Annotated in this window: 14 protein-coding genes; 9 read left to right on the plus strand and 5 right to left on the minus strand. The window is 65.7% G+C overall.

The window, feature by feature from the left end:
* Positions 1-16: 16 nt before the first annotated feature.
* From BMG03_RS08080 to BMG03_RS08090, 3 genes are all read left to right on the plus strand, one after another.
* Complete coding sequence (locus BMG03_RS08080; RefSeq protein WP_075774448.1) at positions 17-1321, plus strand: SEL1-like repeat protein; 1305 nt, start codon at positions 17-19, stop codon at positions 1319-1321.
* Positions 1322-2293, plus strand: coding sequence for a UDP-glucose 4-epimerase GalE (galE, locus tag BMG03_RS08085; RefSeq protein WP_075774449.1), 972 nt, complete (start codon positions 1322-1324; stop codon positions 2291-2293).
* A gap of 80 nt (positions 2294-2373) precedes the next feature.
* Positions 2374-3612, plus strand: a complete 1239-nt coding sequence (locus BMG03_RS08090; protein ID WP_075774450.1) for an aminopeptidase — start codon at positions 2374-2376, stop codon at positions 3610-3612.
* Between the two features lie 342 nt (positions 3613-3954).
* Here BMG03_RS08090 and BMG03_RS08095 read toward each other — a convergent pair whose 3' ends face one another.
* Both BMG03_RS08095 and BMG03_RS08100 read right to left on the minus strand, forming a co-directional pair.
* Positions 3955-4302, minus strand: coding sequence for a hypothetical protein (locus BMG03_RS08095; RefSeq protein ID WP_075774451.1), 348 nt, complete (start codon positions 4300-4302; stop codon positions 3955-3957).
* An 11-nt stretch (positions 4303-4313) separates the two neighbouring features.
* Positions 4314-4550 (minus strand): hypothetical protein, encoded by a 237-nt coding sequence (locus BMG03_RS08100; protein ID WP_075774452.1) that lies wholly within the window; start codon positions 4548-4550, stop codon positions 4314-4316.
* A gap of 207 nt (positions 4551-4757) precedes the next feature.
* Here BMG03_RS08100 and BMG03_RS08105 point away from each other — a divergent pair, with 207 nt between their 5' ends.
* The 3 genes from BMG03_RS08105 (at position 4758) to BMG03_RS08115 (ending at position 7432) form a co-directional block, all read left to right on the plus strand.
* A complete protein-coding gene (locus BMG03_RS08105; RefSeq protein WP_075774453.1) occupies positions 4758-5819 on the plus strand; it encodes a Hint domain-containing protein in 1062 nt (353 codons plus the stop codon).
* Positions 5820-5942: 123 nt separating this feature from the next.
* The gene (locus BMG03_RS08110) at positions 5943-6716 is read left to right on the plus strand and encodes a gamma-glutamyl-gamma-aminobutyrate hydrolase family protein (protein WP_075774454.1); all 774 of its coding nucleotides are present in this window, start codon (positions 5943-5945) and stop codon (positions 6714-6716) included.
* Positions 6717-6742: 26 nt separating this feature from the next.
* On the plus strand, positions 6743-7432 hold the full coding sequence (locus tag BMG03_RS08115; protein ID WP_075774455.1) for a D-lyxose/D-mannose family sugar isomerase: 690 nt from the start codon (positions 6743-6745) through the stop codon (positions 7430-7432).
* Here BMG03_RS08115 and BMG03_RS08120 read toward each other — a convergent pair.
* The 3 genes from BMG03_RS08120 to glmU are packed head-to-tail and all read right to left on the minus strand — an operon-like array spanning position 7427 to position 11439.
* Positions 7427-8278, minus strand: coding sequence for a DNA alkylation repair protein (locus BMG03_RS08120; RefSeq protein WP_077701178.1), 852 nt, complete (start codon positions 8276-8278; stop codon positions 7427-7429). The genes BMG03_RS08115 and BMG03_RS08120 overlap by 6 nt on opposite strands.
* Positions 8275-10089, minus strand: coding sequence for a glutamine--fructose-6-phosphate transaminase (isomerizing) (gene glmS, locus BMG03_RS08125; RefSeq protein WP_075774456.1), 1815 nt, complete (start codon positions 10087-10089; stop codon positions 8275-8277). Before glmS ends, BMG03_RS08120 begins: the two co-directional genes overlap by 4 nt.
* Positions 10090-10092: 3 nt before the next feature.
* Complete coding sequence (gene glmU, locus BMG03_RS08130; protein ID WP_075774457.1) at positions 10093-11439, minus strand: bifunctional UDP-N-acetylglucosamine diphosphorylase/glucosamine-1-phosphate N-acetyltransferase GlmU; 1347 nt, start codon at positions 11437-11439, stop codon at positions 10093-10095.
* 107 nt (positions 11440-11546) lie between these two features.
* Here glmU and BMG03_RS08135 point away from each other — a divergent pair, with 107 nt between their 5' ends.
* From BMG03_RS08135 to BMG03_RS08145, 3 genes are read left to right on the plus strand one after another with little or no spacing between them, the layout of a single operon-like run.
* Positions 11547-12218, plus strand: coding sequence for an HAD-IA family hydrolase (locus tag BMG03_RS08135; RefSeq protein ID WP_075774458.1), 672 nt, complete (start codon positions 11547-11549; stop codon positions 12216-12218).
* Positions 12219-12264: 46 nt separating this feature from the next.
* On the plus strand, positions 12265-13488 hold the full coding sequence (locus BMG03_RS08140; RefSeq protein ID WP_075774459.1) for a TCR/Tet family MFS transporter: 1224 nt from the start codon (positions 12265-12267) through the stop codon (positions 13486-13488).
* Entirely contained in the window at positions 13488-14666 is a 1179-nt protein-coding gene (locus BMG03_RS08145) for a DegT/DnrJ/EryC1/StrS family aminotransferase (protein WP_075774460.1), read from the plus strand. The genes BMG03_RS08140 and BMG03_RS08145 overlap by 1 nt, the downstream gene beginning before the upstream one ends.
* Positions 14667-14684: the final 18 nt, after the last annotated feature.

Below are 14684 nucleotides of genomic sequence, written 5' to 3' on the forward strand. Positions count from 1 at the left end.
CGCCAAGGGAGGACCTATGTCACGCAAGATTTGGACCGACACGTTGGGGGCTTTCGCCCTCGTGCTCTGCGTCGCAGGTGGCGCGGTGCAGGCAGAGGAGACGCAGCCCGACACGACGGCGCGTGCTCATGATTTGATCTGGGGGACACCGAAGGTTCCCGCCGATCCCGAGACGGGGCTCGCGATGCTGGAACGCGCGGCGTCAGAGGGTAATGCCCAGGCCGCGCGGATGGCCGGAGAGCTGCTCCTCTGGGGTGGTCCGGTCCCGACGGATCGCGCCCGCGCGATGGAGCTCCTGTCGCAAGCCGCGGATGCCGGCGATGCTGGCGCCGCGCGCGTGCTGGGCGAGCAATTGCTGGGCGGCTGGGTGCTGCCGCGCGACACCGACCGTGGCCGGGCCCTTCTCGAGGCGCAGGTGAAATCGGGAAACCGGGATGCGGCGATCAAGCTGGGCGAAGCCTATCTCTATGGCATCGGCGTGCCCCGGAACCGCGAAAAGGCGCGCGACCTGTTCGAGACTGCGACGGAGGCGGGCGACGCGACCGGCTTGTGGAAATTTGGCGAGGAGATGATGTGGTCGCAGCGCGATCCGGCCGCGGCTGAGACGATGTTGCAGCGCGCAGGGGCCGCGGGCATCGGCAGCGCTTATGCGACGCTGGCCGAGGGCGCGATGTATGGCTATCTCGGCAGCGGCAAGGTCTCGCGGGCCAAGTTCGACGGCTACGCCAAGGCCGCCCGTGCGGCCGGAAACGAGCGGATCGAAGTGCTCGACGCCACACGCCGCATCTGGGGCATCTCGATGCGCGGTGATGGCAAGATGGCGGTGGCGCAACTGCGTGAGGCCGCCGAAGCAGGCAACCGCACGGCGGCGCGCTATCTCGTCGGTCTCTTGCGCGATGGCAACGCCTACAACGTGCGGCGCGATCCCAAGGGGGCGTCGACGTTCCTAGAAGCGCATGCCGATCTGTTCACGCCGGAAGAGCGGGCGAATTACGAGATGACCATCCGCGCAGCGATGCATCGGCACGACGCAGATTTCGCGCCGCTCGTCGGAGAGATCGCGCCGGCCATGGCCAAGATGTCCGCCGCAGAGGCACGCGACCTTTTCAAGGCCAATCCGAGGCTCGCGGTCTATCTGATCCAGAAACATCTCGCCAAGCAGGGGCTGTACCGTGGCCCGCTCGACGGCTTCGCCGGGCGCGGAACGCTGCGCGCGATGGAGCGCGCCTGCGGCGAGATGCCAGGCGATATGGCCTGCCGTGACGGGGTTCTCGCGCCCGAGATCGTGGGGGCGATGCTGCGCGACGGGTGGGGCGCCTAAGTGACGTCGAAGGTTCTGGTCACCGGGGGCGCGGGCTTCATCGGGTCGCATTGCTGCAAGGCGCTCGCCGAGGCGGGGCACGAACCTGTGGTGATCGACGATCTGTCGCGCGGTCATGCCGATGCGGTGCGCTGGGGGCCTCTGGTCGAGGGCGATCTGCGCGACCGAAAACTGGTCGGGGCGACGCTCAAGGACCACCGGATCGATGCCGTGATCCATTTCGCGGCGCTGGCCTATGTCGGTGAGAGCGTGGCCGAGCCCACCCGCTATTACGACGTCAATCTGGGTGGGATGACCGCCCTTCTGGGCGCGATGCAGGCGGTGGGGCTCGACAAGATCGTCTTCTCGTCGAGCTGCGCCACCTATGGCACGCCCGAGACGCTGCCGATTTCCGAGGACACGCCGCAAAACCCGATCAACCCCTATGGCCGCAGCAAGCTGATCTGCGAATGGATGCTGGAGGATGCCGCCGCCGCGACCGGGTTGCGGTTCGCGGCCCTGCGCTACTTCAACGCGAGCGGCGCCGATCCGAGCGGCGAGATCGGCGAGCGCCACGACCCGGAAACCCATCTGATCCCGCTGGTGCTGCGTGCGGCCTCGGGGCAGGGCCCGGCGGTGAAGGTCTTCGGCACGGATTATCCGACGCCCGACGGCACATGCATCCGCGACTATATCCATGTCGACGATCTGGCCCGCGCGCATCTTCTGGCGCTCGATCACCTGGAGGGCGGCGGAGATAGCCTGAAACTGAACCTAGGGACCGGACGGGGCGCGTCGATCCGCGAGGTGATCGCCTCGGTCGAGCGGGTGACGGGGCGCAAGGTGCCCTTCGAGGACGCGCCGCGCCGCCCCGGCGATCCGGCGGAACTGGTGGCCGATCCGTCGCGGGCGCGCGACGCTCTGGGCTTCACCGCGCGCTACCGTGAACTTGACGAGATCGTGTCCCATGCCGCCCCGTGGTTCGGTCTCTGACCTCGGGTTCGCCCATCGCCGGGGTTGAGCCTGCCGCCCAGCCATCTATCTTGCGGCTCAACGCAATTCAGGAGGCTCTCATGGCAAGCGACGCAATCGATCCGCAACTTCTCGACCGGCTGGCCGAGGTTGCCGTGCAGGTGGGGCTGAACCTGCAAGACGGTCAGGATCTGGTGTTGACCGCGCCCGTCGAGGCGCTGCCGTTGGTGCGCCGGATCGCCGCCGAAGCCTATCGCGCGGGCGCAGGCACCTTCACCCCGATCCTCAGCGATGGCGAGATCACCTTGGCCCGGTTCGAGAACGCCAAGGATGCCAGCTTCGACCGTGCGCCCGATTGGCTCTATCAGGGCATGGCGAAAGCTTACGAAGGCGGCGCGGCCCGCATGGCGATCGTCGGCGAAGACCCGATGCTGCTGTCGGAACAGGATCCGGAAAAAGTCTCGCGCGCGGGCAAGGCCAACTCCATCGCCTACAAGCCGGCGCTGGAGAAAATCTCGAATTTCGAGATCAACTGGTCGATCGTGAGCTACCCGACCGTGGCCTGGGCCAAGCGCGTCTTCCCCGACCTGCCCGAAGAGGAGGCCGTGGGCAAACTGGCCGACGCGATCTTCGCGGCCTCGCGCGCCGACCAGCCCGATCCCGTCGCCGCTTGGGAGGCGCATAACGCCGCCCTGCGCAAGCGCCGCGACTGGCTGAACGAGCAGCGCTTCTCGGCGCTTCATTTCACCGGTGGTGGCACCGATCTGACCGTGGGTCTCGCCGACGATCACGAATGGAGCGGCGGCGCCTCGGAGGCCAATAACGGTGTCGTCTGCAACCCGAACATCCCAACCGAAGAGGTCTTCACCACGCCCCATGCCGAGCGCGTCGACGGGATCGTTCGCGCGACCAAACCGCTGTCGCATCAAGGCAGCCTGATCGAGAATATAGAGATGCGTTTCGAGGGCGGCAAAGTGGTCGAGGCGAAGGCCAGCCGCGGCGAGGCGGTGCTGCAAAAGCTGATCGACACCGACGAGGGCGCGCGCCGTCTGGGCGAGGTCGCGCTGGTGCCGAACGGCTCGCCGATCTCGGCCTCGGGGCTGTTGTTCTTCAACACGCTCTTTGACGAGAACGCGGCCTGCCATATCGCGATGGGGCAGTGCTATTCGAAGTGCTTCATCAATGGCGGCGAACTGAGCGAGGACGAGGTCGCGGCGAAGGGCGGCAACAGCTCGATGATCCATGTCGACTGGATGATCGGCGGTCCCGAGACTGATATCGACGGCATCAAACCCGACGGCACCCGCGTCCCGGTCTTCCGCAAGGGCGAATGGGCCTAATCGTTCCTGTGACCTGACAAACTCTAGCGTCCGGCGTGCCGATTGATGCGCCGGGCGCTTGTATTTTGTGCATTTGCAGGGAATTTCGCCCCGTTCTGCGCAGTTCGAAACGGTCGGGGTAGCAGGGCACCGCGCTACGCGGGTGCCGCTTGACGAAAACGGAAACTAGGCGAAATCTGAAAGCAAGGGTCGGGCTTGGCTGACCCTCTTGGGCAACCCGCGCATCTTGCGCCGTGTGAAGGGCCGCCCGGCCGACGCGGACTTTCGATCCTCCTCCCCGAAAACGCGTTCAGGCCGGGCGGTGCCCAGCCTGAGCGGAAAGAGCCCGAATTCCCGTATTGCTCACTGACCGGTATCGAGACTCTTGGTGATGAGCGCCTCGCGGTTCTGCGCGAGCGAGGGATGCAGCAATGCGTTCTCGATCGCCGCGACTTGCGTGAAGCCGATATCTTCGAGCGACTTGCCTTTAGCGAATTTCGCGGCGCGCGTCTGATCGAGCATGCTGAGATGCGGATTGGCGGGCATGAAATAGGCCGGGTCGGGGCCGCTCGAGCTCTGCGGTTTGGGAGCTTGCGGACCGAGGCCGCCGGGCGGTTGCGACGCGGCGCCCGCTTGCGCAATGCCGGTGCCGAGGCCAAGAGCGACTGCCAGGCTGCAACCAAGCGCGGAAGCGGTAAGTCGAATGGTCATAAGCAGGTTCCTCATTTCTTCTTCAGCGCCATACGGATCAGCGTCTCTTTCGCGGTGCGATCGACATTCTGAACCAGTGCGTCCTTGATCTGCACGATCTGGCGGTCGGTGAGGCTGGACAGGTCGACATTTCCGACCAGAGCGTGAACGCGCTGAATCTCAATCGCATTGAGCGGCTGCTGCTGCGCGGCGGCCAGCGATGGCATCGCGGCGCAAGCGAGGGCTGCGATCAGGGCAATAGCTTTCATCGTGAGTCTCCTCAGGCTGCTCTTCCCGACGGAAGATGCAGTTGCGCGGGCGCGGGGCAAGCTCGGGCGCGCGCAAGTTTCGGTGAATGCGGCTTGCCCCAAGCGTCAGGATGGGGATTCACATCGGAAATTCATCATGATACCGTGACACTCAATAAGCAGGGGGCAGACATAAGTCCTCGCAAAAATACGGGCAGGATCAGAGCAATGAAGGCGGGCTATCAGGGCACCTTCGTCATTTCATGGGCGCAGACAGAGGTCGACGGCACGCCGGTGCCGCCGCTGGATGTCGTGACCGTTGGCGCGTGCTGGCGCTGGACGGGGCAGGCGATCTGCGTCGACGGGCCAAACGATCGGCTCATCCTGCATAATGCGCGCGGCGAGGCGGAGCGGCGCACGAAAGCCGCCCGCGCGGTGCGCCGCCTTTTGGGCGAGGCGGTGGGAAGTCCCCGCACGCTCGACGAACCCGACGAGATCGAGACGCCCAATCAAAGCTTTACCGTGACTGATGGCTATCACGCCTATGTCGTCACCCTGATCGAACTGCCCGAAAGCGGCACCCGCATCTTGATGTTCGCCGGTCGGATGCCGCCGGTGGACAGCGATCTGTGGGTGGTTGATCGCGCCCTCGATCTGCGACCGAAAGCGGCACGGCAGGGACCTGCGGGCGTCATCTGTTTCACGCCCGGCACGCTGATCGAAACCGACCGGGGCAGCCGCCCGGTCGAAGCTTTGCGCGAGGGCGACCGCGTGATGACCCGCGATGACGGGGCGCAGCCGATCTGCTGGATCGGGAAGCGTGACATCTCCGGCGCGCGGCTCCATGCGATGCCGCATCTGCGCCCGGTGCGCATCTCGGCCGGAGCGTTCGGCATCGCGCGGCCCGACCGCGATCTCATCGTGTCGCCGCAGCACCGGATGCTGGTGCGGGGCCGCGCCGCACAGGCGCTGTTCGCCGAGGACGAGGTTCTGGTGCGCGCATGCGATCTGGTGAATGGCGGCGAGATCCGCTTCGAGGGCATGGTAAAAGGCCTGAGCTACATCCACCTGATGTTCGAGCGCCATCAGGTGCTGACCGCGAACGGGCTCGAGACGGAGAGTTTCCACCCCGCCTCGACCCGGCTCGAGATGATCGCTCGCGACCAGCGCGCCGGACTCGAGGCGCTGCTGCCCGAGGTCGAGGAAAATCCGCTTAGCTACGGCGCCTTCGCCCGTCGCGCGCTCAAGCCCTCCGAGGCCGCGATCCTGCGCCATGATCTGGCCGCGTGAACGGGCAAATCCGCGCGAGATCGCTGCAAGCTTGGGCTGTGCGTCAGATGCACGGCTTCGTGCGCATTTTGCGCCTTTTCTCCGCCCGAACGCCGCCTTAGCTTCGGGACAAAGGAGAATTCAATGACCAGACCCGTCGTCGGCATCATCGGCAATAGAGGCCTCGTAGGTGACCGCTACCCCGTCCATGAAGGCGGGCAGCTCAACTCGGAAGCGGTGAGCAAGGTCTCCGATTGCATCCCGCTGCTGATCCCCGCCGATCCCGAATATGTGTCCGTTCAGGAGTTGATGGAGGTCTGCGACGGCTTCCTGCTGACCGGCGGGCGGCCGAACGTCCATCCGCATGAATATGGCGAAGAGCCGACGGAAAAGCACGGCACCTTCGACCGCGCCCGCGACGCGATCACCCTGCCGCTGGTGCGGGCCTGCGTTGAAAACGGGCAGCCCTTCCTTGGCATCTGTCGGGGGTTTCAGGAGGTAAACGTCGCGATGGGCGGCACGCTGCACCCCGAGATCCGCGAGCTTCCCGGGCGATTGAACCACCGGATGCCCCCCGAGGGGACGCTCGAGGAAGGGTTCTCGAACCGTCACATGGTCACGCTTACACCCGGCGGCCGGTTCGCGCGTCTCTTCGGCGCGGATGAGGTCGAGACCAACACGCTGCACGGGCAGGGCGTTTGCACCGCCGGTACGCGGATCGTGATCGAGGGGCGCGCCCCCGATGGTACTCCCGAAGCGATCTATGTTAAGGACGCCCCCGGGTTTACCCTATCGGTGCAATGGCATCCCGAATGGCGTGCGGCGGAAGATCCGGTCTCGCGGCCTCTGTTCGAGGCATTCGGCGATGCGGTGCGCGCTTGGGCGCGCGGCGAACGGCCCGCCGCCTGCGTCGCCTGAGCCGCTAAGACAAAACGGAGAGACAGATGAAACGCTCGCGCGTGAACGAAATCATGGCCGCGGCCGAGGATATGATCCAGGAATTCGGCTTCCGCCTGCCGCCCTTCGCGTGGTGGAGCCCGGCCGAGTTCAAGGCGCGCCTTCCGCAGGCGCAGCGTATCGTGGAAGCCGCGATGGGCTGGGACATCACCGATTACGGGCAGGGCGATTTCGACAAGCTGGGCCTGTTCCTCTTCACCCTGCGCAACGGCGATCTGCGCGACCTTCAGGCAGGTCACGGTATGGCGTACGCCGAAAAGCTGCTGATCTCGCGCAAGGACCAGATCAGCCCGATGCATACCCATATCATCAAGGCCGAGGACATCATCAACCGTGGCGGTGCGAACCTCGCGATCGAGCTCTACGGCTCTGATGCAGATGGCAAATTTGACGACACTGCGGGCGGGCAGGTGATGTGCGACGGTGTCCCGCGCCGCTACGAGCCCGGCGAAGTTCTGATCCTGCGTCCGGGCGAGAGCGTGACCCTGCGCCCCGGCGACTGGCATGCCTTCTGGGGTGAGGGCGGCGACGTTCTGATCGGCGAGGTCTCGACCGTCAATGACGACAACACCGACAACATTTTCCGCGAAGATATCGGGCGGTTCTCCGAGATCGAGGAAGACGAAGCGCCGCGCCACCTGCTGGTCAGCGACTACGACAAGTTCCTGTACTCATAAGTATTTACGGGCTTCCTTGCAGGCGAAGGGCTTCAGCCTTTCGCCGTGCTCGGCCAGCCAGGCCTGTGCCCGCGCCGGGTCTTTCTTGCTCAGCTCGCGTAGCCACCATGCGATGGCCTTCTGGATGAACCAATCGCGATCCTCTGCCAGTTGCGCGGCCCAGCCCAGAACTTCGTCGCGGACCGCCTCGTCCTCGGGCCTGGGATTGCGTTGCTTGGTCCAGGGCAGGGTGAAGACGAAGGCCGCGCGCCGCGTCCACATGTGATCCGAGCGCACCCAATCCGCCACTTCGTCAAGCCGCGCGGGCTCGGCCTGAAGCCGTTTCGAGCCCGCTTTGGCCGCGTGATCGGCAATCGCCCAAGCGTCGAATTGCGGCACCCAGCTTGCGATCAAGTCCCATGCGGCGTCGTCAGGGCGCAGCCGCGCTTGCGTCAGCAGCTTGGCCGCCGCGATCCGCGCCTCGTGAATGTCGCTGTCCCAAAGTCCACGGGCGAGTTCGACCCGCCCCGGCACGTCGAGCTGGCCACGCCACAGTGCGACCATGTCCTCGATCGCGGGCACGGCCACGCCCAAATAGCGCCGCTCCGCCTTGTGATAGGCGGCCATTTCGGCGGCTTTCTCGGCATCCGCCCAGCTTTCCAGCGCGAAAAGCGCATCTTCCAGCGTGGGCGGCGGGCCGAGCGGCTCGGCGGCGTCTTCTTCCTCGGCGAAGCTCTCATATTCCGCATCTGAGGCCGCGTAGGCTTCGGCCTCGGCGCGCAGCTTTGCGTCCTCCGCCGGGTCGAGCGGAGCGAAATCCGCCGCGCTCGGCCGCGCGACGCGCTTCTTGCCCCTCTTGCGGCTCATTCGACCGTCACCGACTTGGCGAGGTTGCGCGGCTGATCGACGTCGGTGCCCTTCGCGACCGCCGTGTGATAGGCGAGCAGCTGCGCCGGGACCGCGTAAAGGATCGGCGCGAAAGGTTCTGCGATATCAGGAAGGTGCAGCGTGCCCCAAGTGCCGTCCTGCGCCGCGCTGATGCCTTTGCTGTCGGAGATCAACAGCACCATCCCGTGGCGCGCCATCACCTCCTGCATGTTCGACACGGTCTTGTCGAAGAGCTTGTCATGGGGCGCCATCACGATCACCGGCACCGTGCGGTCGATCAGCGCGATCGGCCCGTGCTTCAGCTCGCCCGAGGCATAGCCTTCGGCATGGATGTAGCTGATTTCCTTGAGTTTCAGCGCGCCTTCCAGCGCCAGCGGATACATTGCGCCGCGTCCGAGGAAGAGAATGTCCTGCGCCTCGGCAAGTTGCTCGGCCAGATGCGAGATCGGCTCGGAAATCGCCAGCGCCTGATTGAGCAGGCCGGGCAGGGCGCGTAGCGTCTCGGCATGGGCGGCAAGCGTCGCCGCGTCCGTTTCGCCGCGGTCGCGACCCGCCTTCAGCGCCATGACTGCGAGAACCAGAAGCTGCGCGGTGAAGGCCTTGGTCGAGGCCACGCCGACCTCAACGCCGGCGAAGATCGGCAACATGATGTCGGTTTCGCGCGCGATGGAAGAAGTGGGGACGTTCACGACGGCCACGGTCTTCGCGACGCGCTCGGAGCAATAGCGCAGCGCGGCCAACGTATCGGCGGTCTCGCCCGACTGGCTGACGAAGACGGCGAGGCTGCGCTTCGACAAGGGCGGTTCGCGGTAGCGGAATTCCGAGGCCACGTCGATTTCGACCGGGATACGCGCAAATTCCTCGAACCAGTATTTCGCCACCGCACAGGCGTAATGCGCCGTGCCGCAGGCGATCAGGACAATCCGGTCGATGTTGGAAAAGTCCAAGTCATCCGGCAGGTTCAGCCCGGTTTCGGGCAGATAATGTCGCAAAGCGTCAGCAAGCACGACGGGCTGCTCGGCGATTTCCTTCGCCATGAAGTGCTTGTAGCCACCCTTCTCGACCTGCGCCTGGCCTAGGTCGATGCGGCTCTCGTCACGGTTCGCGCGGCGGCCCGCGGCGTCGAAAATCTCGGCACCCGCGCGGGTGACGAAGGCGTAATCGCCCTCTTCGAGATAGGTGATCCGGTCGGTCATCGGCGCGAGCGCGATCGCGTCCGAGCCCACGAACATCTCGCCGTCGCCATGCCCGATCGCGAGCGGAGAGCCCTTGCGCGCCGCGATCAACAGATCGTCCTCGCCGTCGAACAGCCACAGCAGGGCGAATGCCCCTTCGAGCTTGCCAAGCGTCGCGACTGCCGCCTCGCGCGCGTCCATGCCGCGATCCATGAACATCCGCGTCAGCAGCGCGACGGTTTCGGTGTCCGTCTGCGTTTCCGGGGTGATCCCGGCCTCGGCCAGCTCGGCCCGCAACTCGCGGAAATTCTCGATAATGCCGTTATGCACGACCGCGACGGGCCCCGAGCGGTGCGGATGCGCATTGCCCTCGGTTGCAGCGCCATGGGTTGCCCAGCGGGTATGGCCGATGCCCGACTTGCCCGGAAGCGGCTCATGCACCAGCAGATCGGACAGGTTCCACAGCTTGCCTACCGCCCGGCGGCGGTCCAGCTTGCCCTCGTTCACCGTCGCGATCCCGGCACTGTCATAGCCGCGATATTCTAACCGCTTGAGGCTCTCAACGAGCCAGGGGGAAACCTCGTGCTTCCCGAGAACGCCAATAATTCCGCACATTTATCAATCTTTCTTCATGCGCCGCGCTTTCTCCGCGCGCAGCTTCGCAAAGAGTTTCGTGGCGAGGCCCGGGCGGTTCACTTGCTCGGAGCGCTCGATCGCGATCGCCTCGGCCGGGACGTCCTTCGAGATCACCGATCCCGAGCCCGTCAGCGCGCCGTCGCCCACCGTCACCGGGGCCACCAACATCGTGTCGGAGCCGATGAAGGCGTTCGCGCCGATAGTCGTGCGATGCTTCATCACCCCGTCGTAATTGCAGGTCACCGTGCCCGCGCCGATATTCGTATGTTCACCGATATCGGCATCGCCCAGATAGGTCAGATGGCCGACTTTCACACCTTCGGCGAGGATCGCGTTCTTCACCTCGACGAAGTTGCCGATGTGCACGTCCTCGGCGAGCTCCGCGCCGGGGCGCAGGCGGGCGAAGGGACCGACGGTGGCGCCACGCGAGATGTGGCAGCCTTCGAGATGGCAGAAGGCCTCGATCACCGCACCGGATTCGATGGTGACATCGGGGCCGAACACGACATTCGGTCCCAGCACGACATCGCGGCTGATATAGGTGTCGAGCGCGAACCAGACGCTGGCGGGCTCCACCATGGTCACGCCGTTTTCCATCGCCTCGGCGCGCATCCGTTCCTGGAAGAGGGCCTCGGCGCGGGCGAGTTCGGCGCGGGTGTTGATGCCCAGCGTCTCGGCTTCATCACAGGTCACGACCTTGGCCGAGAGACCTTTCTTGCGTGCGGCTTCGACGATGTCGGTGAGGTAGTATTCCCCCGAAGCGTTCTCGTTCGACAGCCCCGCGACGAGCTCGGTCAGAAGCACCGCGTCACAGGCGATAACGCCAGAGTTGCAGAGGGATATGGCGCGTTCTTCATCCGTGGCATCCTTGAATTCCACGATCCGGTCCAGCGTGTCGCCTTGCGCCACCAAGCGCCCGTATCGGCCCGGATCGGCGGCCTCGAAGCCCAGCACGGTCACCGCTGCCTCGGACGCCGCGAGCCGCTCCAGCGTCTCGGGGCGGATGAAGGGCGTGTCGCCGTAAAGCACGATTACGCGGCCGTCGAACCCGTCGAGCGCAGGCAGGGCCTGCGCCACCGCATGGCCGGTGCCGAGCTGCTCTTCCTGCAGCACGATCTGTGCCTCGGGATCAATCTTTGCGACGGCTTTCTTCACCTTCTCGGCACCGTGACCTGCGACGACGATCACGGTCTCGGGTTCGAGTGCCCGTCCGGCGGCCAGCGCATGGGCCACAAGCGGCGCGCGGCCCACCTGATGCAGCACCTTCGGCAGGTCGGAGTTCATTCGGGTGCCCTGGCCCGCCGCGAGGGTGATCAATGCAATCGCCATGAGATACCTTTTCTTCTGCTCGGCCCCGTTTTAACCATTGGCTTGCTTGCCGCAAGTGGTGCGTCTTCACGCTTCCTTTCGCGGTGTTACGGAAGGAGCAATGGGCAATGCGCACGGTGGTTTTCGACCTCGACGGGACTTTGGCCGACACCTCCGCCGATCTGATCGCGGCGGCCAACGCCTGCTTCACGGCGCGCGGCCACGCGCCGCTTCTCGATCCCGCGGGCGACGCGCTGATCGCCTTCCACGGTGGCCGCGCGATGCTCAAGGCGGGCTATGGCCGACTGGGCTTGGCGGAGAGCGAGATCGCAGCCTTGGTCGAGGCCGATTATTACCCGCTACTCGCGCATTACGGTGAGAATATCGACCGGCATACGCAGCTTTATCCCGGGGCTGAAGCGGCCGTGAAAACGCTGCGTGATCAGGGTTTTGCCACGGCTGTCTGCACCAACAAGCCCGAAGGTCTCGCACGTGTTCTGCTCGAGCGGCTCGGCGTCACCGGTCTCTTCGATGCGCTGATCGGTGCCGATACGCTGCCGCTGCGCAAACCTTCACCCGACCCATATCTCGCCGCCGTCGAGGGTGCGGGTGGTAAGGTCGAGACCTCTCTGCTGGTGGGCGACACCAATACCGATCGCGAGACCGCTCGTGCCGTCGGTGTGCCCTGCGTTCTCGTGACCTTCGGGCCCGAGGGGCGTGGCATCGAGCGTCTCGCGCCCGAGGCGATGCTCGACCATTTCGACGATCTGCCCGCGCTCGTGGCGCGGATGCTCGGATGAGGGGCGCGGCGGGGCTGTGCCGCCCCGGATGGCCCCTTAAACAGCCATGACCGCAGCGCCCATCGGTCCTTCGCGCTTTCACGCCACCGCCTTCGTTCTGATCGCGGTGTTTCTCGACATGGTGGGGTTCGGCCTGATCATTCCCGTGCTGCCCTCGCTGATCGCGGATGTGGGCCACGTCGATCTGGCGCAGGCGAGCCGGATCGGGGGCTGGATGTTCGCGGCCTTCAGCCTCGCGCAATTCCTGTTCGCGCCGCTGATGGGCAACCTTTCGGATCGCTTCGGGCGGCGTCCGCTCCTCTTGCTTGCGATCGGCGGACTGGGTGTCGATTACCTGTTTCACGCCTTCGCGCCGACGCTGCTCTGGCTCTTCGTGGGCCGGATCGTCGCTGGCATCTGCGGCGCGTCCTACGTCATCGCGAACGCCTATCTCGCCGATATCACCCCGCCGGCCGAGCGTGCCCGCGCCTTCGGACTGATCGGCGCGGCCTTCGGCTTCGGCTTCATCGCGGGGCCCGCGCTTGGCGGATTTCTGGGCGAGCTTGGCCCGCGCATTCCCTTCTTCGTCGCCGCCGCGCTCTCGGGGCTGAACCTGATCTACGGCCTGATCGTGCTGCCTGAAAGTCTGCCGCAGGGCTTGCGCCGTCCGGTGAACTGGCGCGCCTGCAATCCGCTGGGCACGCTGAAAGTCTTCGCGCGGTATCCGGGCGTGCTGCCTATGGGCACTGCCCTTGGCGTCTATCTGTTCGCCTCGGCGGTCTATCCCGCGATCTGGCCCTATTGGGGGATGGCGAAATTCGGCTGGTCCGAGGGAATGGTGGGGCTGACACTCGCAGGCTATGGCGTCGTCGCGGCGATCTTTCAGGGCGGGCTCGCTGGGCCGCTTGCGTCCCGACTGGGCGAGGCGCGGGTGGCGGCGATCGGGCTGATCGTCGGGATCGGCATGACCATTGCGCTGGGGCTGTCGACCTCGCTGGCGATGGTTTTAATCGTCCTGCTGATCACCGGGATCGAGGGGCTGGTGCATCCGATGATCGCCTCGCTGATGTCCAACGCGGTGCCCGAGGATGCGCAGGGCGCCCTGCAGGGTGGCATTTCCGCGCTGATGAACCTCGCGATGCTGGCGGGCACCTTGTTCTTCACCCAAGTGTTCGGGATATTCCTCGCCGAGAACGCCCCGATCCGCACGCCGGACATGGCCTTTTACGTGGCCTCCGTAATCCTGCTGGCGGCGTTGGCGCTGTTCGTGCGTGCAAGAAAGGTCGAGTGATGTCCGAGGTCTTCAACGGCAATTTCACCCAGCAGGAGCCGATCCCGGAGGAGGCGATCGAACGTGCCGTCGAGGTGATGCGCTCGGGACGTCTGCATCGCTACAATACGGTGCCGGATGAACCGGGCGAGGTGGCGTTGCTGGAGGAGGAATTCGCAGGGCTGACCGGTGCGCCCTATTGCCTCGCGGTGGCCTCGGGCGGCTATGCCTTGGGCTGTGCACTGCGCGCCGTGGGCGTCGGTCCGGGCGATCCGGTGCTGACCAATGCCTTCACGCTTGCGCCCGTGCCCGGCGCCATCGCGGCGGTCGGCGGCAAGCCCGTGCTGGTGGAGGTCACCGACCAGCTGACCATCGATCTTGACGATCTGGCGGCGAAAGCCCCGCAGGCCCGAGTGCTGATGCTTTCCCATATGCGCGGCCATATCTGCGACATGGATGCGCTGATGGAGATCGCGCGCACCCATGATCTGACGGTGATCGAGGATTGCGCCCATACGATGGGGGCGGCTTGGGGCGGTGTCCCCTCGGGGCGGCATGGCGCGATCGGGTGCTATTCGACCCAGACCTACAAGCACATGAATTCGGGCGAGGGCGGTCTGATCGTAACCGACGACGCGGAACTGGCGGCGCGGATGATCCTGCTGTCGGGCAGCTACATGCTCTATGAGCGGCACCGCGCCGCGCCGAGGCCGGAGGTGTTCGAGGGGCTGAAATACGACACGCCCAATGTCTCGGGCCGAATGGACAATCTGCGCGCCGCGATCCTGCGCCCGCAGTTGCCGACGTTGGCGGATCGGGTGGCGCGCTGGAGCGCGCTGTACCGTGAGATCGAGGCCGGGCTCGTCGGCGCCGAGGGTATCGCGCTGATCGAACGCCCCGAGGCCGAGAGCTATGTCGGCTCGTCCTTCCAGTTCCGCCTGCCGGGGCGCTCCGCCCCCGAGATGCTGGATTTCGTCGCCCGGGCTGCGGCCCGCGGGGTTGAGCTGAAATGGTTCGGCGCGGATGAGCCTGCGGGCTTCACCTCGCGCCATGACAGCTGGCGCTACGCAGAAGCGCAGAACCTGCCGCGCACCGATGCGGTGCTGGCGACGCTGCTTGACCTGCGCCTGCCGCTGACTTTCTCGACGGACGATGCCGCCCAGATCGCGCGCATCCTGCGCGAAGAGGCCGAGGTTTGAAGAGGTGGAGCGCTGACA

The sequence above is a fragment of the Thioclava nitratireducens genome (assembly GCF_001940525.2).
Taxonomy (GTDB): Bacteria; Pseudomonadota; Alphaproteobacteria; order Rhodobacterales; family Rhodobacteraceae; genus Thioclava; species Thioclava nitratireducens.

What these genes read in the sequence shown, in the direction of transcription:
- BMG03_RS08115 (WP_075774455.1), top strand. Translation starts at nt 6,743, where the DNA reads ATGAAACGCTCGCGCGTGAACGAAATCATGGCCGCGGCCGAGGATATG.
- BMG03_RS08145 (WP_075774460.1), top strand. Translation starts at nt 13,488, where the DNA reads ATGTCCGAGGTCTTCAACGGCAATTTCACCCAGCAGGAGCCGATCCCG.
- BMG03_RS08140 (WP_075774459.1), top strand. Translation starts at nt 12,265, where the DNA reads ATGACCGCAGCGCCCATCGGTCCTTCGCGCTTTCACGCCACCGCCTTC.
- BMG03_RS08105 (WP_075774453.1), top strand. Translation starts at nt 4,758, where the DNA reads ATGAAGGCGGGCTATCAGGGCACCTTCGTCATTTCATGGGCGCAGACA.
- glmS (WP_075774456.1), bottom strand. Translation starts at nt 10,089, where the DNA reads ATGTGCGGAATTATTGGCGTTCTCGGGAAGCACGAGGTTTCCCCCTGG.
- BMG03_RS08100 (WP_075774452.1), bottom strand. Translation starts at nt 4,550, where the DNA reads ATGAAAGCTATTGCCCTGATCGCAGCCCTCGCTTGCGCCGCGATGCCA.
- BMG03_RS08135 (WP_075774458.1), top strand. Translation starts at nt 11,547, where the DNA reads ATGCGCACGGTGGTTTTCGACCTCGACGGGACTTTGGCCGACACCTCC.
- BMG03_RS08080 (WP_075774448.1), top strand. Translation starts at nt 17, where the DNA reads ATGTCACGCAAGATTTGGACCGACACGTTGGGGGCTTTCGCCCTCGTG.
- BMG03_RS08120 (WP_077701178.1), bottom strand. Translation starts at nt 8,278, where the DNA reads ATGAGCCGCAAGAGGGGCAAGAAGCGCGTCGCGCGGCCGAGCGCGGCG.
- BMG03_RS08090 (WP_075774450.1), top strand. Translation starts at nt 2,374, where the DNA reads ATGGCAAGCGACGCAATCGATCCGCAACTTCTCGACCGGCTGGCCGAG.
- BMG03_RS08110 (WP_075774454.1), top strand. Translation starts at nt 5,943, where the DNA reads ATGACCAGACCCGTCGTCGGCATCATCGGCAATAGAGGCCTCGTAGGT.
- BMG03_RS08095 (WP_075774451.1), bottom strand. Translation starts at nt 4,302, where the DNA reads ATGACCATTCGACTTACCGCTTCCGCGCTTGGTTGCAGCCTGGCAGTC.
- glmU (WP_075774457.1), bottom strand. Translation starts at nt 11,439, where the DNA reads ATGGCGATTGCATTGATCACCCTCGCGGCGGGCCAGGGCACCCGAATG.